This is a genomic window from Pararhizobium antarcticum (assembly GCF_001885585.1).
Classification (GTDB): domain Bacteria; phylum Pseudomonadota; class Alphaproteobacteria; order Rhizobiales; family Rhizobiaceae; genus Pararhizobium; species Pararhizobium antarcticum.
Window position 1 is genome coordinate 27,815 of sequence record NZ_LSRP01000068.1, and the last position, 17,557, is coordinate 45,371.

A 17,557-nucleotide genomic window follows, 5' to 3' on the forward strand; every position below is an offset into this window, starting at 1 on the left:
CATAGATCATGATTTCTCGATCTTGCCGTCTTCACGTTCCGCATTCATACAGATGCTATGACGCATGATTCGAAAATATTCGTGGGCCTTCGATCCCCCCGCAAAAAAACCACGTCCGCCAGCGAGCCCACGGGTCCGAAATGCCAATGGGACGGCTGCGAAAAAACCGGCACGCATCGCGCGCCCGTCGGACCTGGCGGCGAAGGCCTGTATCTTCTGTTCTGTCTCGGGCACGTGACGGAATACAACAAGGGCTACAGCTTTACGACGGCGCCATCCAACGCCGAGGTTGCGCGGTTGCAGACGGAAGCGATTACCGGCAGTCGCCCGACCTTTGGCACGCTGCGCACGGAAGCATCCGAAATACCGATCCCGTCCACCGTGCGTTCCGGCTCTGCAAAGACCTTGAATGCCCGCAAGACCGCTACATTGCGCCAGACGCAGACTGCCGCTCTGCAGAAGCGCAAGCTCAAGGTGCTCGAAGCAAAGGCTTTCGAGACACTCGGCCTGGCACCGGAGGCGACCCCTGAAGACATCAGGAGCCGCTACAAGGAAAAACTCAAACTGCACCACCCCGACGCCAATCAGGGCAACAGAAACTCCGAAGACGAACTTCGTCTGACGATCGAGGCCTACAAGATCCTGAAACTGAACGGATTCTGTTGAGCCCCAGGCGCTGTTGGCGCCTGGTTGCCGTATCGCATCGAGGTCTGCCGGTCAGTGATTATGGCGGGGCAGTTTTTCGGCTAGCTTCTGGAAGTCCGCAGCCCCCTCGATGACAGCGCCATCCGACAGTTGCGTCACGGTGCGGCGGTAGAGCATCTGCCACGGTGTGGCATCGGCTGGCACGGCCGGAATACCGTCCGCCTTGCGCCGCTCGATTTCTTCAGGTTCAACCAGCATGTCGCAGCGGCCGTTGTTGAAATCGATGCGGATGACGTCGCCGCTGCGCACATAGGCCAGACCGCCGCCAGCGGCACTTTCCGGTGACGCATTGAGGATCGACGGGCTATCGGCCGTGCCGGACTGTCGGCCATCGCCAATCGTCGGCAGGCTGAGAATGCCCTGTTTGATCAGGTGATCCGGCGGCTGCATGTTGACCACTTCGGCCGAACCCGGCCAGCCGAGCGGGCCGGCACCGCGGATCACCAGGATCGTGCGTTCGTCGATGTTCAGGTCCGGATCGTTGATGCGCTTGTGGTAATCCTCGGAGCCGTCGAAGACCACCGCCTTGCCGTCGAAAACGCCCTCCTTGCCCGGTTCGCTCAGATAGCGCTCACGAAAACCGGCCGAAATCACGCTCATCTTCATGATCGCGAAATCGAACAGATTGCCCTTCAGCACCAGGAAACCGGCCCGCTCCTTCAGCGGCGCATCGAATGGCAGGATAACCTCCCGGTCGGTGGATTGCCGACCCTCGAGATTTTCGGCCATGGTCTTGCCGGTTACCGAGGGACAATTGCCCTCGAGTTTTCCAGCCTGCAACAGTTCCCACATGATCGCGGGCACGCCGCCGGCCCGGTGGAAGCGCTCGCCGAGATAGGCACCGGCCGGCTGCACATTGGCCAGCAGGGGAATGTCGAAGCCATGGGTCTGCCAGTCGTCGGGATAGAGTTCGACGCCTGCATGTTTGGCCATGGCGGCCAGATGCGGCTGCGCGTTCGTCGACCCGCCAATGGCCGAATTGACGCGGATGGCATTCAAAAACGCTGCGCGTGTCAGAATATCCGACGGCTTGATGTTCTGTTGCACCAGTTCAACGGCCCGTCGTCCGGTGCGATAGGCCATCTGGCCGCGCTCGCGATAGGGCGCCGGAATGGCGGCACAGCCGGTCAGCGAGATGCCGAGCGCTTCGGCCATGGCATTCATCGTCGAGGCCGTGCCCATGGTGTTGCAATGGCCGATCGACGGTGCAGAATCCAGTGCCGACTGGAGGAACTCCTCGCGGCTGATCTCGCCCGCCGCGTATTTCCGGCGCGATCGCCAGATCACCGTGCCGGAGCCGACCAGGTCGCCATCGTGCCAGCCATCCAGCATCGGCCCGCCGGAAAAGACGATGGCCGGAATGTCGACCGTCGAGGCCGCCATCAGCGCCGAGGGCGTGGTCTTGTCGCAGCCGGTGGTCAGGACGACACCATCAAGCGGATAGCCGTAGAGGATCTCGACCAGCCCGAGATAGGCAAGATTGCGGTCGAGCGCCGCGGTCGGCCGCTTGCAGTTTTCAAACAGCGGATGGGTCGGAAATTCGATCGGAATGCCGCCGGCATCGCGAATACCGTCACGGACGCGTTTCGCGAGATCGAGATGATGGCGGTTGCAGGGATTGATATCGCTGCCCGACTGGGCGATGCCGATGATCGGCTTCCCGGAGCGCAGCTCCTCGGGCGTCGTGCCGTAGTTCATGAAGCGTTCGAGATAGAGCGCCGTCATGTCGAGATGATCGGGATTGTCGAACCAGTCCCGCGAGCGCAGACGACGACCGCCCGTGTTGTCCTCAGTCATTCTTTCCCCTCCCCGCCCTTGGCGGCATTCATCGCTTCCAGATGCAGCAGCAAGCCGCTGTGGTCCGTGTCGCCGCCACCGCCGGCCACGAAATCGGAAAACGCGCAGCGCACCTGCTCGGTCAGAGGCAGATCCAATGAAAACAGATCGGCCATGGCCTTTACCGCGTCGAGATCCTTCAGCTGGAACTTCGACGGTCCACCGGGCACAAAATTGCGTGTTACCATGCGCGCACCGTGCAGGTCGAGAATGCGGCTCTCGGCAAAGCCGCCGCGGATCGCCTCGCGGAATTTCTCCCGGCTTGCGCCACCCGCCTCGACGAGCATCATCGCCTCGGCGACAGCGCCGATGGTGATGGCGACGATCTGCTGGTTGGCGAGCTTGCAGATCTGCCCGGCACCGGACGGACCGACATGGGTCACCCGGCCAAGGGCTGCAAATACGTCCAAAAGTCCGTCGACGACATCAGCCTCGCCGCCTGCCATGATCGCCAGCGTGCCGGCCTCGGCGCCGACCACGCCGCCGGAGACCGGCGCATCGAGATGCGCGATGCCGAGCACTTGCAGGCGAGCAGAATGATCACGCGCGACCGGTGGCGAAATCGAGCTGCTGTCGATCACCACGGCGCCCTTCGCCAAAGCCCGGGCCACGCCGCCATCAAACAGCACGGCCTCGACGGCCTTGCCGTCGCTGAGCATGGTGAAGACGAGGTCGCAGTCCTTGACGGCGGAAGCGGCCGTGTCGGCAACCACAGCGCCATCCGAAACCAGAGCTTGCGCCTTGGACATGTCGCGGTTCCAGACAACGACCTGATGACCGGCAGCCAGCAGCCGCCGCGCCATCGGCGCGCCCATCAACCCCGTACCAAGAAAGGCGATGCGGCGTTTCTTGCTTTGGTGCAGGCCCGTCTCGCTCACAGCGTTCCTCCCAGTTCATCGTCGATATGTGCGCGGATGATCTCATCAAAGGAGGTTTCCGCCTTAAAGCCAAGCGCTTTCGCACGTTTGGCCTCAAAGCCCGGAGCCCAGCCGGCGACCATGTTGATGATCATCTCGTCCGGCTCGCGGCGGATCAGCGCAACGGCCTTGTCGCCGGCGACCCGGCGCAGCGCCTCGATCTGTTCGCCGACCGTGGCACTGAGGCCCGGCATGGACAGCGCCCGGCGCGGTCCGACCGTCTCCAGATCGATGGTCGCCCCATGGATCAGGAAGCCGACGGCCGAGCGCGGCGAGGTGTGCCAGTGGCGAACGTCATCCGACACGGGAAGAATGGCTTCCCTGCCGACCAGCGGTTCGCGCAGGATATTGGAAAAGAAACCGGACGCCGCCTTGTTCGGCTTGCCCGGACGAATGCAGATCGTCGGCAAACGGATGGCGATGCCGTCGAAGAAACCGCGCCGGCTGTAGTCGGACAGGAGCAGTTCGCAGATCGCCTTCTGCGTGCCATAGCTGGTCAGCGGCGTCGTGTGGTACTCGTCCGGGATCGGATAGGGCAAGGGTGCGCCAACGACGGCAATCGACGACGTGAAGACAACGCGCGGCCGGTAGCCGTCGACGCCATGGGCCAGACGAATGGCATCGAACAGATAGCGCGTACCATCGAGATTGATCCGGTAGCCCTTCTCGAAATCAAGCTCCGCTTCGCCCGAGACGATCGCCGCCAGATGGAAGATCACGTCGGGTCGGGCTGCGACAAGCGTTTCGGCTTCGCCGGGCGCCGACAGATCGGCCTCCCTGGCGTTGACCTTGCCGGTGAAGCTCGCGGGCGCCTCCGGGGTCACGACATCCACCAGTGTCATTTCTGTAATCGGCTTGCCGTCCAGCTGGCCATCCGCGGTCAGCTTGGCTGCCAGTTTACGGCCAACCATGCCGGCGGCACCGATAATCACGATATGCATCAGGTCTCTCCTCCCTCGAATCCATCGCCTGAAACCGCGTCGATAGACCGCGACGCATGGCGAGAAGTTTTTATTGTAAGGTTGTCTGATAACCCTATATTCTCCGTTTGAAAACACGGGATCTGAACACCCCCTGAAAAATCGCCCGCCCTTCCACGATGGACGGCAGATGTGTTCGCAGCGACGCAGGGAGAGATTACCAATGAGGGCGGACGTCATAACTGCGACCGGGGAGCTCCAGGCATCCCTGCGGGCTGCATTGACCAGCGACATGCTGATCACCGATGCGGATGAAATGCTGCGCTTCTGCCGGGATTGGCATGGCGATGTCTCCAGCAGCGCCGTTGCAGTGCTGCGTCCACGCTCGACGGAAGACGTTGCCGCCGCAGTGTGCACCTGCCGCGATCTGGGGCTCTCCATCGTTCCGCAGGGCGGCAATACCGGGCTGGTGCTCGGCGGCATTCCGGATCAGCCGGGAAGCCAGGTGATTGTCAGCCTCGAGCGCATGAACGCCATCCGCAATATCGATCCGGATGATTTTTCGGCCGTTGTCGAGGCCGGCTGCATCCTGTCGGAGGTCAAGGATGCGGTCGCAAAGATGGACATGTTTTTCCCTCTGGCGCTGGGTGCGCAGGGCTCCTGCCGCATCGGCGGCAACGTCTCGACCAATGCCGGCGGCATCAACGTGCTGCGCTATGGCATGACGCGCGAACTGGTGCTCGGTTTGGAAGTGGTCTTGCCCGACGGCACGATCTTCAATGGCCTGTCGACCCTGCGAAAAGACAATCGCGGCATCGACCTGAAGCAGATTTTCATCGGCGCCGAAGGCACGCTTGGCATCGTGACCGCGGTGTCGATCAAGCTCATGCCGTTCCCGGATCAGGTGGCAACCGCTTTGCTCGGCCTGAATTCGCTCGATGACGCGATCACGCTCTACCGCCGCGCCCGGCGCGATTGCTGCGACCTGATGTCGGCCTTCGAGTTCATGCCGCCCTTGGGCTTCGTTCTCGCGCGGGAAGCGATCCCCGACCTGCCCATGCCGATTGCTGGCGACTATCCTGCCTATGTGCTGATGGAGGTTTCCGGTTCGGGCCTCGTCGATATTCAAGAGCTTATGGAGCGCTTTCTCGGCGGCGTCATGGAAGACGGTCTCGTGGTCGATGGCGTCATTGCCGCATCGCAGACACAGGCTCGCAATCTCTGGCTTATTCGCGAAGGCATGAACGAGGGCCAGGCCCGACGCGGACCGCATATGCGCACCGACATTTCGGTCCCGCTCTCGCGCCTGGCGGACTTCGTGCGCGACGCAGAACAGGCTGTCTCGGAGGCCCTTCCCGATTGCATCAGCGTGTCCTACGGGCATGTCGGCGACGGCAATGTGCATCTCAATGTCCTGCCTCCCGGCGGCACCGCCCCGGAGGAGGCCGCCGCACGCATCTACACGGCCAAATGCGTGGTCAACCGGGTTCTCGATGGCTACAGCGGCAGCATCAGCGCAGAACATGGCATCGGCCGCCTGAAGCGGGCCGATTTCGAACAGCGACTGGAGCCATCGCGGCGCGCCTTGCTGACAGCTCTGAAGCAGGCCATCGACCCATCCCTGATGATGAACCCGGGCTGCCAATTGAATTTCCCCAAACTATCGTAGAATAGTCTGGCGACGCCCGGGGGCGAACAGGGAATGGGGCGGACAGGAATGACGGCGGACTTCAGCGAGATCAGACGGAACGAGCATCTGCCGGCGCGCATTGCCAGCCATATCGGTCGGGAAATTGCCGAAGGCCGGATCTCGCCGGGCGACAGGCTGCCGACCGAGCACCTTCTGGCCAAGACCTTTGGGGTCAGCCGCTCCGTGGTGCGCGAAGCGATCGCCCAGCTGCGCAACGAGGGACTGGTGGAGACGCGCCAGGGTGTCGGCGCCTTCGTCCTGGGACCTCAGGGGCGAGGCTCCATTCGCATCGAGCAGACGGCCCTGCGTGACCCCGAAACCTTCCGCAGCCTATTCCAGCTGCGCATGCCGCTGGAGATAGAGGCGGCCGGCCTTGCCGCCATCCACCACGACGACACCGACCTGAAAAAGCTGGATGATGCGCTTGCCCGCATGACCGGCGCCGAGAAGTGGACGGATCAGGGGATCGTTGCCGATCTCGCCTTTCACCGGGCTCTGGCCACGGCCACGCACAATGAATATTTCCTGCTGTTCATCGGCTTCATAGCCGAGCGTATCAGCCTTGCCATCAATGCGGCGCGCGCTGCCGCCATCCTCGAGGAAATCGTCGAGGCCACGATTGCCGAACATGTCGCCATCCGCGATGCCATGGTGACGCGGGACCCGATGCTCGCCCGCGCCGCCATGCGCAGCCATCTCATCGGCGCCGCCGCCCGACTGGAGCTGACGCTCGACATATTCTGATCGCATGGCCGCCCGATCCGCGACGCGCGAAGGTTTTTGCATCGCTCTCTCTTCCGCTCTGGACAGCTTGGAAAAGTCATACTAAAAAGCATCCGGAGCGTTGTCAGACATCCTGACAATAAGGCAAACACCGCTGGAGGGCGAATTTGCTGGCGATGGTGGAGGACGACATTTGAATTCCGAGCGTAGACTGCGTGCCGAATCCATCCTGCCGGATGATGCGACCGACGCTCTTCTGGTCGGACGTGTCTGGTCGAAGGCAAATGACGGACCCTGCGCAGTGATGATCGCAAACGGTCGCGTTCTGGACCTGACGGGACTGCATGCCACCATGTCGGGCCTTCTGGAAACGGACAATCTTGCCCTTGTCCTGCGCAACGCCTCCGGCCTGCCGGACCTTGGCTCGCTCGACAGCTTCCTGTCCGGAGAAAACGGCACCGTCCTCGCGCCAATCGATCTGCAGGCCGTCAAGGCCGCCGGCGTGACCTTCGCCGACAGCATGCTCGAGCGTGTCATCGAAGAACAGGCCAAGGGCGATCCGCTCCGCGCCCAGGCCATTCGCGGCAAGCTCGCCCCGGTCCTTGGCGACAGCCTTCGCGGGCTCGTGGCCGGTTCGCAACAGGCTGCCAAGGTCAAATCGCTGCTGCAGGATATGGACCTCTGGTCGCAATATCTGGAAGTCGGCATCGGCCCCGACGCGGAAATCTTCACCAAGGCCCAGCCGATGTCCTCGGTCGGCTGTGGCGCCCTCGTCGGCATTCATCCGATCTCGCAATGGAACAATCCGGAACCGGAAGTCGTGCTCGTGCTGCGCTCCGATGGTACGATCGTCGGCGCGAGCCTTGGCAATGATGTCAATCTGCGTGACGTCGAGGGGCGGTCGGCGCTGTTGCTCGGCAAGGCCAAGGACAACAATGCGTCCTGCTCGATCGGTCCGTTCATTCGGCTGTTCGACGACACCTTCACGATGGACGATCTGCGTCGGGTTCGCGTCGCACTTGCGGTTCACGGCGAAGACGGCTTCGAAATGTCTGGCGAAAGCCCGATGGAGGCGATCAGCCGTTCGCCGGAGAACCTGGCCGCGCAGCTTAGAAACCGGAATCACCAGTATCCGGATGGCGCGGTTCTTTTTCTCGGCACCATGTTCGCTCCGGTCAAGGATCGGCGCGGGACGGGACAGGGCTTCACCCATGAAATCGGCGATCGCGTTGAAATCTCGACAAGCAAGCTTGGTCGCCTAGTTAACTGGGTAGAGCGTAGCGATGCCTGTCCGGAATGGACCTTCGGGATCAGCGCACTTATTCGCAATCTGGCCGGTCGCGGTCTTTTGGACAAGGCGTAAGTCATGCAGAGGGCGACAGATCTTTTCTTCCGTTTTCTTGAACTCCTGCTCATCCTGCTTTTGTCGGGCATGGCGATCATGGTGTTCGTCAATGTCGTCCTGCGCTACGGTTTCAATTCAGGCCTCAACATTTCCGACGAGCTGTCCCGCTACTTTTTCGTCTGGGTCACCTTCATCGGCGCCGTTGTTGCGTTTCGCGAGCATGCGCATGTCGGGGTGGAGACACTCGTTGCCCTGTTTGGTCGCAAAGGGCGGATCCTCTGCATGATCCTGTCGAACATCATTATCATCGGCGTTGCCGCGATCTTTTTCTGGGGAACCTGGAAGCAGTATCCGATCAATGCCAGCATGGACGCGCCGGTCACCAAGATTTCGATGATCTGGGTCTACGGGATCGGCTTCTTCACCGGTGCCGGCATTGTCCTCATCGCCCTGGAGCGGCTTATCAGATTGCTGACGGGCAGAGTAACCGAAGATGAAATCGCTGCCTTTGCCGGTGAAAACCTGACGGCCGAAAAGATGGCGGAGCGCAGCCAATGACATTGCTCGTCTTCATCGTCTCGCTGGTCGGCGCCATGGCCATCGGCGTTCCGGTCGCCTTCTCGCTGATGTTCTGCGGCGTCGTGCTCATGTGGTTCATGGGCATGTTCAACACCCAGATCATCGCGCAGAACATGATTGCGGGCGCCGATACCTTCACGCTTCTGGCCATCCCGTTTTTCATTCTCGCTGGTGAATTAATGAACGCCGGCGGCCTGTCGCGGCGCATCATCGAATTCGCCATCGCCTGTGTCGGCCATATCCGCGGTGGCCTCGGCATCGTGGCCATCATGGCCGCCATCATCATGGCCAGCATCTCCGGATCGGCCGCTGCCGACACGGCCGCCCTTGCCGCTATTCTCATCCCGATGATGGCCAAAGCCGGGTACAATGTGCCGCGCTCTGCAGGTCTGATCGCTGCGGGCGGCATTATCGCTCCAGTCATCCCGCCGTCGATGGCCTTCATCGTCTTCGGCGTGGCCGCCAATGTGTCGATCACACAGCTCTTCATGGCGGGCATCGTGCCCGGCCTTTTGATGGGCATAGCCTTGATCGTGACGTGGCTGATCGTCGTGCGAAAGGACAATGTTCAGGCCCTGCCAAAGACGCCGATGAAGGAACGTATGCGGGTTACTGCGCGTGCATTGTGGGCGCTTGGCATGCCCGTCATCATTCTGGGCGGCATCAAGGCCGGTGTCGTCACACCGACGGAAGCCGCCGTGGTCGCTGCCGCCTATGCGCTGTTCGTCGGCGTGGTCATCTATCGCGAACTGAGCCTGCGGGATCTGCCGCGCGTCATCCTCCAGGCTGCCAAAACCACCTCTGTGGTGATGTTCCTGGTCTGCGCAGCACTTGTGTCGGCCTGGCTGATCACGGCAGCCAATATCCCGGCGGAAATCACCGGTTACATCGAGCCGCTGATCGATCGTCCGATCCTGCTGATGTTTGCCATCATGCTGCTCGTTCTTGTCGTCGGCACCGCGCTCGACCTGACGCCGACCATTCTGATCCTGACGCCTGTTCTGATGCCGATCATCAAACAGGCAGGGATCGATCCCGTCTACTTCGGCGTTATGTTCATCATGAACTGCTGCATCGGTCTTTTGACACCCCCGGTCGGGGTTGTCCTCAACGTCGTCAGCGGTGTTGGGCGCGTACCGCTTGGGCAGGTCACCGTCGGCGTGCTGCCATTCCTGGCAGCGCAGGTCTTCGTGCTTTTCATGCTGGTGCTGTTCCCGGACATCGTCATCGTGCCCGCTCAATGGCTGCGTTAACTGCCGGCGAGCCCAACAGTCTCACTCAACCATCCAGGGAGGATATTATGAGAAAACTGCTTCTAGCCACCACCGCGATTGCCTTTGCGCTTTCGTCCGCCGTTCCGGCTTTTGCCGAGTTCAATGATCGCAACATCCGCATTTCCAACGGCATCAATGCAGACCATCCGGTCGGCAATGGCATCAAGGCGATGCAGGCCTGCCTCGACGAAAAGTCTGGCGGCAAGCTGAAGATCACTGCTTTCTGGGGCGGTGCACTCGGTGGCGACCTTCAAGCCACCCAGGCCCTGCGTTCGGGCGTCCAGGAAGGCGTTGTCACCTCGTCTTCGCCGCTGGTCGGCATCATCCCGGCGCTTGGCGTCTTCGACCTGCCCTTCCTGTTCGGCACGCCGCAGGAAGCCTATCAGGTGCTTGACGGCAAGTTCGGCGACATGATGAACGAGAAGCTCGAAGCCGCAGGCCTCGTCAATCTCGCCTATTGGGAAAACGGTTTCCGCAACCTGTCGAACTCCCTTCGTCCGGTTACCAAGTGGGAAGATTTCGAGGGCATGAAGGTTCGCGTCATGCAGAACAACATCTTCCTCGACACCTTCCAGAACCTTGGCGCAAACGCCACACCAATGGCCTTCGGTGAAGTCTTCTCGGCTCTGGAAACCAACGCGATCGACGCCCAGGAAAATCCCTATGTGACGATCGACACCTCGAAGTTCTTCGAGGTCCAGAAATACATCACCGAGACGAACCACGCCTACACACCGTTCCTTTTGCTGTTCTCGAAGGCGATCTTCGATACCTATACGCCGGAAGAACAGGCAGCCCTGCGCGAATGCGCGGTCGTTGGCCGTGACGAGGAGCGCAAGGTCATCCAGGAACTGAACAAGACCTCGCTTGACAAGATCAAGGCTGCCGGCCTGGAAGTGAATGTCCTGTCTGAGGAAGAGCAGGCCCGTATTCGCGAAAAATCGATGGTCGTCTACGAAAAGCACAAGGCAGAAATCGGCGCAGAAGTGGTTGACGCCATCATTGCCGAACTGGCAGCGATCCGTAAGTAAAATGCCACTTTGCCAAGCATAAAAAAGGGGGGCCGGGTGAAAAACCCGGCCCCCCTTTTTCTATAAATGCGACGGTGGTTTGCCAGCGCCTGCCATCATTCGGGAACAGCCGGCAGAACCGTCTCGCGCGTCTTCAACTGGCGCTCGCGGAAGAAGATGAAAAGACCGGAGGCGACGATCAGTGCCGCTCCCGCCATCATGCCAAACCGTGGCACGTCACCGAAGAACATCCAGCCGAATACCACGGCCCACAGCAGAAGCGTGTATTGCAGCGGCGCGACCGTTGCTGCATCGGAGATCTTCAGGGCGCGATTGACAAGCATGTGCGCCGCCATGGCGACGATGCCCAGCAAACCCAGCAGAGCCAGATCGAGACCGGATGAAATCGGCGACCAGTCGAAGGGCGCGAAGGCAAGGCCGGCAAGCCCCGCGCCGGCAACCTGGAAAAAGACCAGCGTCTTGTCCGGCGTGTTGCGCAGGCCGCGGCCCGAGAGCAGCATGAAGGCAAAAGCACCGCTGCCGATGATCGAGATGAGGGCCGGCATGGTGAACATGGCCTTCGAGGGCTCCAGCGTGATGATGACGCCGACAAAGCCGGCGGCGATCGCACACCAGCGCCGCCAACCGACCTTTTCGCCCAGCAGGAACGGAGAGGCGGCCGCGACATAGATCGGTGCCGCCAGCCAATAGGTCATGACATCGGCCAGCGGCAGATACATCACCGCGTAGTAGAAGCAGAAAACCTCCAGTGTGGAGAAAGCTACACGGGCAAACTGCATCCATGGCTGCTCGGCAGACGTGATGGACCTGAGGCCTGCCTGCCAGAGGAACGGCACCAGAATGATCAGCGCCGCCAGACTGCGGATCAGGATCACCTGCCCCAGCCCATAGCTCGCCACCAGCCATTTGCCCATGGCGTCATTGAGCGCAAACATCAGCATGCCGAGCAGCATGATCAGCGGCCCCGCCATCGTCGACGCGCCCCAAGCAGCGCTGCGGGTCTCGATATTTGTCATGGAAAGCCTCCCAATATGTCTTATTCTTCAAGTGCTACAGGCTGGCCGCATCCGAAAGGCGACGGCTGACCGTGAAGGCCCGATCCAGATCCGGGTTGAGGTCCATGCCCAGGCCCGGGCCCGGCGGAACGGTGATCATTCCATTCTTCACCTCCGGCAAAGCGGTCACCAGATCCCGGTACCAGGTGCGATAGAACGCCCGAACGCTTTCCTGCACCAGTGCATTCGGCGCATTCAGCGACAGGTGGGTGGAGGCGCACAGCACCACCGGCCCGGTGCAATCATGGGGCGCGACAGGCAGATGCCAGGCCTCGGCCATCGCAGCGATCTTGCGCGCTTCCGAAAGACCGCCGCACCAGGAAATATCGAGCATCATCACGCCGGCCGCACCGGTTTCCAGAAGATCGCGGAAGGCCCAGCGCGAACCCAGCGTTTCCGATGCCGAAATCGGCGCTGGAGAGGCCGCGGCATAGCGCACAAGGCTAGACAGGCTGTCCATCTTGATCGGATCTTCATGCCAGAATGTCTTGTAGGGCGTCAGCGCCTTGGCGATCTGCATGGCCGGTAAAAGCTGCCACATGGAATGGAATTCGACCATGATGTCCATTTTGTTGCCGACGGCCGCGCGGATTTTTTCGAAGGGCCGCAAGGCCTCGTCGAGGTCCGGCATGGAGATATACTGGCCGCGGGTCTTTTCCGCCGCCGCATCGAACGGCCAGATCTTCATCGCCGTGATGCCCTCTTCCAGCAGCGAATGCGCGAGTTCGTCGGCATGGTTCAGGAAACCGTTGAGGTCGTCATAGTCCCTGCCCGCAGACAGACCGTAATTGGCGGTAGTCTGCCCGGTCGCCTTCTTGATGTATTCCGTCCCGGCGCAGGTGTTGTAGGTCCGGATTTCGCGGCGGGTAAAACCGCCCAGCAGTTGCGCGATCGGCATGCCGGTCGCCTTGCCGAAAATGTCCCAGAGCGCGATGTCGAAGGCCGAATTGCCGCGCACTTCGGCGCCGGACGAGCGAAACCCGAGATAACCGACCAGGTCTGCCGCCAGGAGGTCGATCTGCAGCGGATCGCGGCCAATCACCCGCGGTGCAATATATTCGTGCACATGGGCTTCCACGGTCTGGGCGCCAAAAAAGGTTTCGCCGAGACCGGTAATGCCCTCGTCGGTGTGGACCAGAAGCCAGAGCAGGTTTGCTCTCTCCGCGATGCGCACGGTTTCAAGTCCGGTGATTTTCATGGCTAAAGTCTCCTGCCTGTCAGTTGAGGCCGGCGGCCAGCAATGACTTGATGCTTTGATCAAAATGCCGGCTCATCAAGGCGGCGGCGGCCTGCGGATTGCCGTCAACGATCGCCAGGGCCAGTTCCTCATGCAGGCTGTTCATGGCCGCACGCTCGTCGTCATTGGCTCGACTTTTCCAGCCGATCGGCCATGTCTGGCGGATAACGCCCTGAAATGCGCCGACGAGCAAGGCGAAGACGGGGTTTCGGGAGGCCAGGGCGATCGCCATATGCAGCGCAATATCATGCTCCATGATTTCGCTGGGCGGACCGGAGGACCGCACCATCGCCTGGGCGTGTCCCAGAATGACCTGCGCTTCCGCATCGGTGCGCCTGAGCGCTGCAAGCCCTGCCGTCCGGGCTTCGATCGTGCGTCGCACATCGTATATCTGCAGGATGTCGATCTGGTCGGTCATGACGCCATGCTCGATCATGATGGCAATCGAAGAGTCATCGATTTGCGCAATCGTCGGCCGCTTGCCAATGCCAAGGTCGATGAGGCGGAGCGCCGCAAGAGAGCGCAGCGCCTCCCGTATGACGGTTCGGGACACATGTAGTTGCTCGGAGAGGACGGCCTCCGCCGGCAGATGATCGCCGGGCTTGAGATCATTGTCCCTGATGATCCGCGTGATCGATGCGATCGCAGCGCTGACAAAATCCCCCGGGGCAATCTGCGAACGTGCGAATGTCATAAAGTAATCCTCTACCTTTGTCAAAGGTATAATACAGGTTTCCCTGCACAGGAAGTGCTGATTGGTGGATTGGTGGAAAAAGGCCTATGCCTTAAATGCTGCTTCCGGAGAGCGAATTCCCGTTCCACAGCCCCTCGCGCACCAGTTCGTCCTGCGTGCGCTCGATGCTGGTCCGCAGGATCGAGACCATCTCGTCGATCTGGGAAGGCGTGATGGTCAGCGGCGGCGACATCACGCACATGTTGATCAGCGGGCGCACGAGCAGCCCCAGGTCCTGGCAATGGCCGTCTATGCGTTTTCCGACCGTGAGATCCAGCGTCAGCGGATTGTTGCTGATCCGGTCGGCGACACATTCGATACAGGCCATCAGGCCGAGACCGCGCACCTCGCCGACCAACGGCAGGTCTTCAAGGGTTTTCAGGCTGGCCTGGAAATACCCCGAAATCGCCCGGGCATGATCGAGCAGGCCATCCTCGAGAATGTCGAGGTTTTTCAGCGCCACGGCGCAGCCGATCGGATGACTGGAATAGGTCAGCCCATGGGCGAACATCGCATCCGAATGGTTGGAGCGCCGCAAGTCCTCGAACAGCCGCGACGAGATCATCACGCCGCCAAGCGGAAAATAGCCTGAGGTCACCCCCTTGGCGAAGGTGATCATGTCAGGCGTGATCCCGAACACATCCTGCGATGCGAAGACATGCCCGAGCCGGCCGAAGGCGGTGACCACCTCGTCGGCGATGAACAGGATGTCGTTGTCGGCACACAGCGCCCGCATACGGGGAAGATAGCCCTGCGGCGGAATTATGACCCCGCCCGACGCCATCACCGGCTCGGCAATGAAGGCGCCGATGCGCTCCTTGCCGGTCTTTTCGATCACCGTCCTGAATTCCGCGACGAGAAAATCGCAGAAAACCTGTTCGCTCATGCCCTCCGGACGCCGGAACGGGTTCGGGCAACTGAGCTTGATCACCTGCTCGCTGGCGCTGTCCATCCAGTCATGGTCGCGCGGCCGGCCGTTCAGCGAGGCCGAGAGATAGGTCGAGCCATGATAGCCGCCCTGGCGCGAGATGATCATCTTCTTGTCCGGCCTCCCCTTCACATTGTTGGCAAACTGCATGAAGCGCAGCGCCGTCTCGACCGCCGAGGAACCGCCGGTGGTATAGAAAACATGGTCGAGGTCGCCGGGTGCATAGTCGGCCAGCCGTTGCGACAGTGTCACCGAGGGTTGGTTCATCGTGTACCAGGGCGAATTGTAGGACAGCGCCATCGCCTGCTCGTGGAGCACGTCGGCCAGTTCCTTGCGGCGATGCCCGGCATTGACGCACCACATGCCGGCCGGCCCGTCGATCAGCCTGCGGCCCTCGCTGTCGGTCACATAGATGCCGTCGCCACTCACCATGCCGCCCCTCGCCTCGGCGCCGATGTCGCCAGCCGTCGGCCACGGCTGGACGAGATGCTTTTGTGCCGTGGCGATCATCTCTTTGGCCGTGTCCACAAGGCCGATTGTCTCTTCCCGTTTCGCAGCCATCAGAAAATCTCCCATGTCCCACCATTTACAACAAACAAACAATTGAAACTGATAGTCAATTTTTCAGTTATTGAATGTCCGTTCAATCAGTATTGGCAGAAATAGCGCTTGCGTTCAATGCCGATTTGCGCGCATTCTGCCGTTGGGAACACAAGGGGCAGAAGCCCAGAGACGACAAATGGGACGGAGATCATGACGCGATCCCTGCTTTTTGACTGCTGCAGCCTTGGCCGGCGAGGTCGGGGCTGATGGCCGCGGTCGCGATCCTTCAGGACGGACCGTCGAAATCCGCACACCGCACCGGTCGGCGCTGGCGCGACAGCGACGAAGCGACGGGCCTGGCGCTGATTTCGCCGACCCTGCTCTATGCGCTCGCGCTGCTGTTCCTGCCGGTCCTCATCGTCATCGCCTACAGTTTCTGGACGCAGGACTATCTGACGATCGACCACACCTTCACCCTTGAAAATTACCGCATCGCCCTGACGGAGCCGATCTACCGCGACCTGCTTGCGCGCTCGCTGGTCATTGCGCTCGTCGTCAGCCTCGTGACGGTCGTCTTCTCCTATCCCGTCGCCTGGTTCATTTCCTTCCACGGCGGTGTGCACAAGAACCTCTGGCTGTTCCTGATCACCGTGCCCTGCTGGACGAGCTACCTGCTGCGGGTCATGTCCTGGAAGGTCATTCTCGGCTACCAGGGCGTGCTCAACACCGGACTGATGTCAACCGGCATCATCGAGACACCCATCACCTCCCTGCTCTACAACTCCAATGCCGTGGTCATCACTCTGGTGCACAGCTGGGCGGCCTTCGCCATCCTGCCGATCTTCGTTTCGCTGGAAAAGATCGACCGCTCGCTGATCGAGGCGGCCCATGATCTCGGCGACAACAAGGTCATGAGCTTCCTGCGCGTCACCCTGCCGCTGTCGCTGCCCGGCGTCATTTCCGCCTTCCTGATCGTCATGATTCCGACGGTCGGTGACTATGTCACGCCAAAACTGGTCGGCGGCAAGGACGGCGTGATGATCGCAACCGCCATCCAGGCCCAGTTCGGCAAGGCCGCCAACTGGCCGCTCGGGGCTGCCCTGTCCGTCACCACCATGGTGGTTGTCTCGGCCATGGCCGGCCTCGTCGTCCTGGCGCTGAAACTCTTCGTGCGGTGGATACGATGAGCCCGCCCTTGACCGGTGCAAAATTCACGGGCGGAAGACACGGCATCCGCAAATCGCGCTGGCTGCCGATCTATGTCACGGTCTATCTCGGCTTCCTCTATCTGCCAATCTTGCTCCTGCCGATCTTCTCGTTCAACAACGCCGCCTCCACCACCTTCCCGCTCGCCGGTTTCACGACCAAATGGTACGCAGCGCTCTGGGGCAATGGGGCGATGCTCGATGCCGCGCGCAACAGCCTGTTCGTCGGCCTTTGCGTAGCGATCCTGTCGACCGGCCATGCCATCTGTGCCGCCCGCGCCATCACCCGCTATCGATTCCGCGGACAACGGGCGGCAACCGGCCTGATCATGGCGCCGCTCTTCCTCCCCGAAATCATCGTTGCCGTTTCGCTGCTGATGATCGTCCTGCAGATCGGCATCGAGCTCTCGCTGGCAACCGTCATTCTCGGCCAGACGGTGTTCTGCCTGCCCTATGCCATGTCGGTGCTGATTTCGGGTTTCGAGGGTTTCGACCGGAGCCTTGAAGAAGCCTCGATGGATCTGGGTGAAACCGCGCTCGGAACCTTCCGCCGCGTGACGCTGCCGGTCGTGGCACCGGCAATCGTCTCGAGCCTGCTCGTCTCCTTCACCATTTCGCTCGACGAGTTCATCCTGGCCTTCTTCCTGTCGGGGACCGAGCCGACACTGCCCGTCTATATCTGGGGCCAGCTCCGCTTTGCCGCCAAGCTGCCAAGCGTGCTGGCGCTCGGCAGCCTGATGCTCGTCCTGTCCATCCTTCTCATCACCATTGCCGAATTTTTGCGCCGTCGCTCGCAACGCCGCATCCAGGGGAGGCTCGCCAATGGCTGAGATGCC

16 protein-coding genes are annotated in these 17,557 nt (G+C 61.2%); 9 read left to right on the top strand and 7 right to left on the bottom strand.

Annotated features, from left to right (window positions below; genetic code table 11):
• Positions 1 to 57: 57 nt before the first annotated feature.
• Positions 58 to 666, top strand: a complete 609-nt coding sequence (locus AX760_RS05670) for a J domain-containing protein (protein WP_071832011.1) — start codon at positions 58 to 60, stop codon at positions 664 to 666.
• 51 nt (positions 667 to 717) lie between these two features.
• Here AX760_RS05670 and AX760_RS05675 read toward each other — a convergent pair whose 3' ends face one another.
• Genes AX760_RS05675 through denD form a run of 3 tightly spaced genes read right to left on the bottom strand, consistent with a single transcriptional unit; the run spans position 718 to position 4,399 of the window.
• On the bottom strand, positions 718 to 2,502 hold the full coding sequence (locus tag AX760_RS05675; protein WP_071832012.1) for an IlvD/Edd family dehydratase: 1,785 nt from the start codon (positions 2,500 to 2,502) through the stop codon (positions 718 to 720).
• Positions 2,499 to 3,419, bottom strand: coding sequence for an NAD(P)-dependent oxidoreductase (locus AX760_RS05680; protein ID WP_071832013.1), 921 nt, complete (start codon positions 3,417 to 3,419; stop codon positions 2,499 to 2,501). Before AX760_RS05680 ends, AX760_RS05675 begins: the two co-directional genes overlap by 4 nt.
• Positions 3,416 to 4,399, bottom strand: coding sequence for a D-erythronate dehydrogenase (denD, locus tag AX760_RS05685; protein WP_071832014.1), 984 nt, complete (start codon positions 4,397 to 4,399; stop codon positions 3,416 to 3,418). Before denD ends, AX760_RS05680 begins: the two co-directional genes overlap by 4 nt.
• 202 nt (positions 4,400 to 4,601) lie before the next feature.
• Between denD and AX760_RS05690 the strand changes: the two genes are divergently transcribed.
• The 6 genes from AX760_RS05690 (at position 4,602) to AX760_RS05715 (ending at position 11,020) form a co-directional block, all read left to right on the top strand.
• Positions 4,602 to 6,047, top strand: a complete 1,446-nt coding sequence (locus AX760_RS05690) for an FAD-binding oxidoreductase (RefSeq protein ID WP_071832015.1) — start codon at positions 4,602 to 4,604, stop codon at positions 6,045 to 6,047.
• Positions 6,048 to 6,095: 48 nt separating this feature from the next.
• Positions 6,096 to 6,812 (top strand): FadR/GntR family transcriptional regulator, encoded by a 717-nt coding sequence (locus AX760_RS05695; protein WP_071832016.1) that lies wholly within the window; start codon positions 6,096 to 6,098, stop codon positions 6,810 to 6,812.
• 172 nt (positions 6,813 to 6,984) lie between these two features.
• Positions 6,985 to 8,154 carry a fumarylacetoacetate hydrolase family protein gene (locus AX760_RS05700; RefSeq protein ID WP_071832017.1) on the top strand — a complete coding sequence of 390 codons (1,170 nt, stop codon included), beginning with the start codon at positions 6,985 to 6,987 and terminating at the stop codon, positions 8,152 to 8,154.
• A gap of 3 nt (positions 8,155 to 8,157) precedes the next feature.
• Complete coding sequence (locus tag AX760_RS05705; RefSeq protein ID WP_071832018.1) at positions 8,158 to 8,694, top strand: TRAP transporter small permease; 537 nt, start codon at positions 8,158 to 8,160, stop codon at positions 8,692 to 8,694.
• Positions 8,691 to 9,968 (top strand): TRAP transporter large permease, encoded by a 1,278-nt coding sequence (locus AX760_RS05710; protein WP_071832019.1) that lies wholly within the window; start codon positions 8,691 to 8,693, stop codon positions 9,966 to 9,968. Before AX760_RS05705 ends, AX760_RS05710 begins: the two co-directional genes overlap by 4 nt.
• Before the next feature lie 47 nt (positions 9,969 to 10,015).
• Positions 10,016 to 11,020, top strand: coding sequence for a TRAP transporter substrate-binding protein (locus tag AX760_RS05715; protein WP_071832020.1), 1,005 nt, complete (start codon positions 10,016 to 10,018; stop codon positions 11,018 to 11,020).
• A gap of 95 nt (positions 11,021 to 11,115) precedes the next feature.
• On the opposite strand, the gene AX760_RS05720 is transcribed toward AX760_RS05715, so the two are convergent.
• From AX760_RS05720 to AX760_RS05735, 4 genes are all read right to left on the bottom strand, one after another.
• Positions 11,116 to 12,036 carry a DMT family transporter gene (locus AX760_RS05720; RefSeq protein WP_071832022.1) on the bottom strand — a complete coding sequence of 307 codons (921 nt, stop codon included), beginning with the start codon at positions 12,034 to 12,036 and terminating at the stop codon, positions 11,116 to 11,118.
• Positions 12,037 to 12,070: 34 nt separating this feature from the next.
• Complete coding sequence (locus tag AX760_RS05725) at positions 12,071 to 13,273, bottom strand: mandelate racemase/muconate lactonizing enzyme family protein (protein ID WP_071832024.1); 1,203 nt, start codon at positions 13,271 to 13,273, stop codon at positions 12,071 to 12,073.
• 19 nt (positions 13,274 to 13,292) lie between these two features.
• A complete protein-coding gene (locus AX760_RS05730; protein ID WP_071832026.1) occupies positions 13,293 to 14,006 on the bottom strand; it encodes a FadR/GntR family transcriptional regulator in 714 nt (237 codons plus the stop codon).
• A gap of 91 nt (positions 14,007 to 14,097) precedes the next feature.
• Positions 14,098 to 15,534, bottom strand: coding sequence for an aminotransferase (locus AX760_RS05735; protein WP_071832028.1), 1,437 nt, complete (start codon positions 15,532 to 15,534; stop codon positions 14,098 to 14,100).
• A gap of 248 nt (positions 15,535 to 15,782) precedes the next feature.
• Between AX760_RS05735 and AX760_RS05740 the strand changes: the two genes are divergently transcribed.
• A complete protein-coding gene (locus AX760_RS05740; protein ID WP_083531082.1) occupies positions 15,783 to 16,703 on the top strand; it encodes an ABC transporter permease in 921 nt (306 codons plus the stop codon).
• Entirely contained in the window at positions 16,700 to 17,551 is an 852-nt protein-coding gene (locus AX760_RS05745; RefSeq protein WP_083531083.1) for an ABC transporter permease, read from the top strand. The genes AX760_RS05740 and AX760_RS05745 overlap by 4 nt, the downstream gene beginning before the upstream one ends.
• Positions 17,552 to 17,557: the final 6 nt, after the last annotated feature.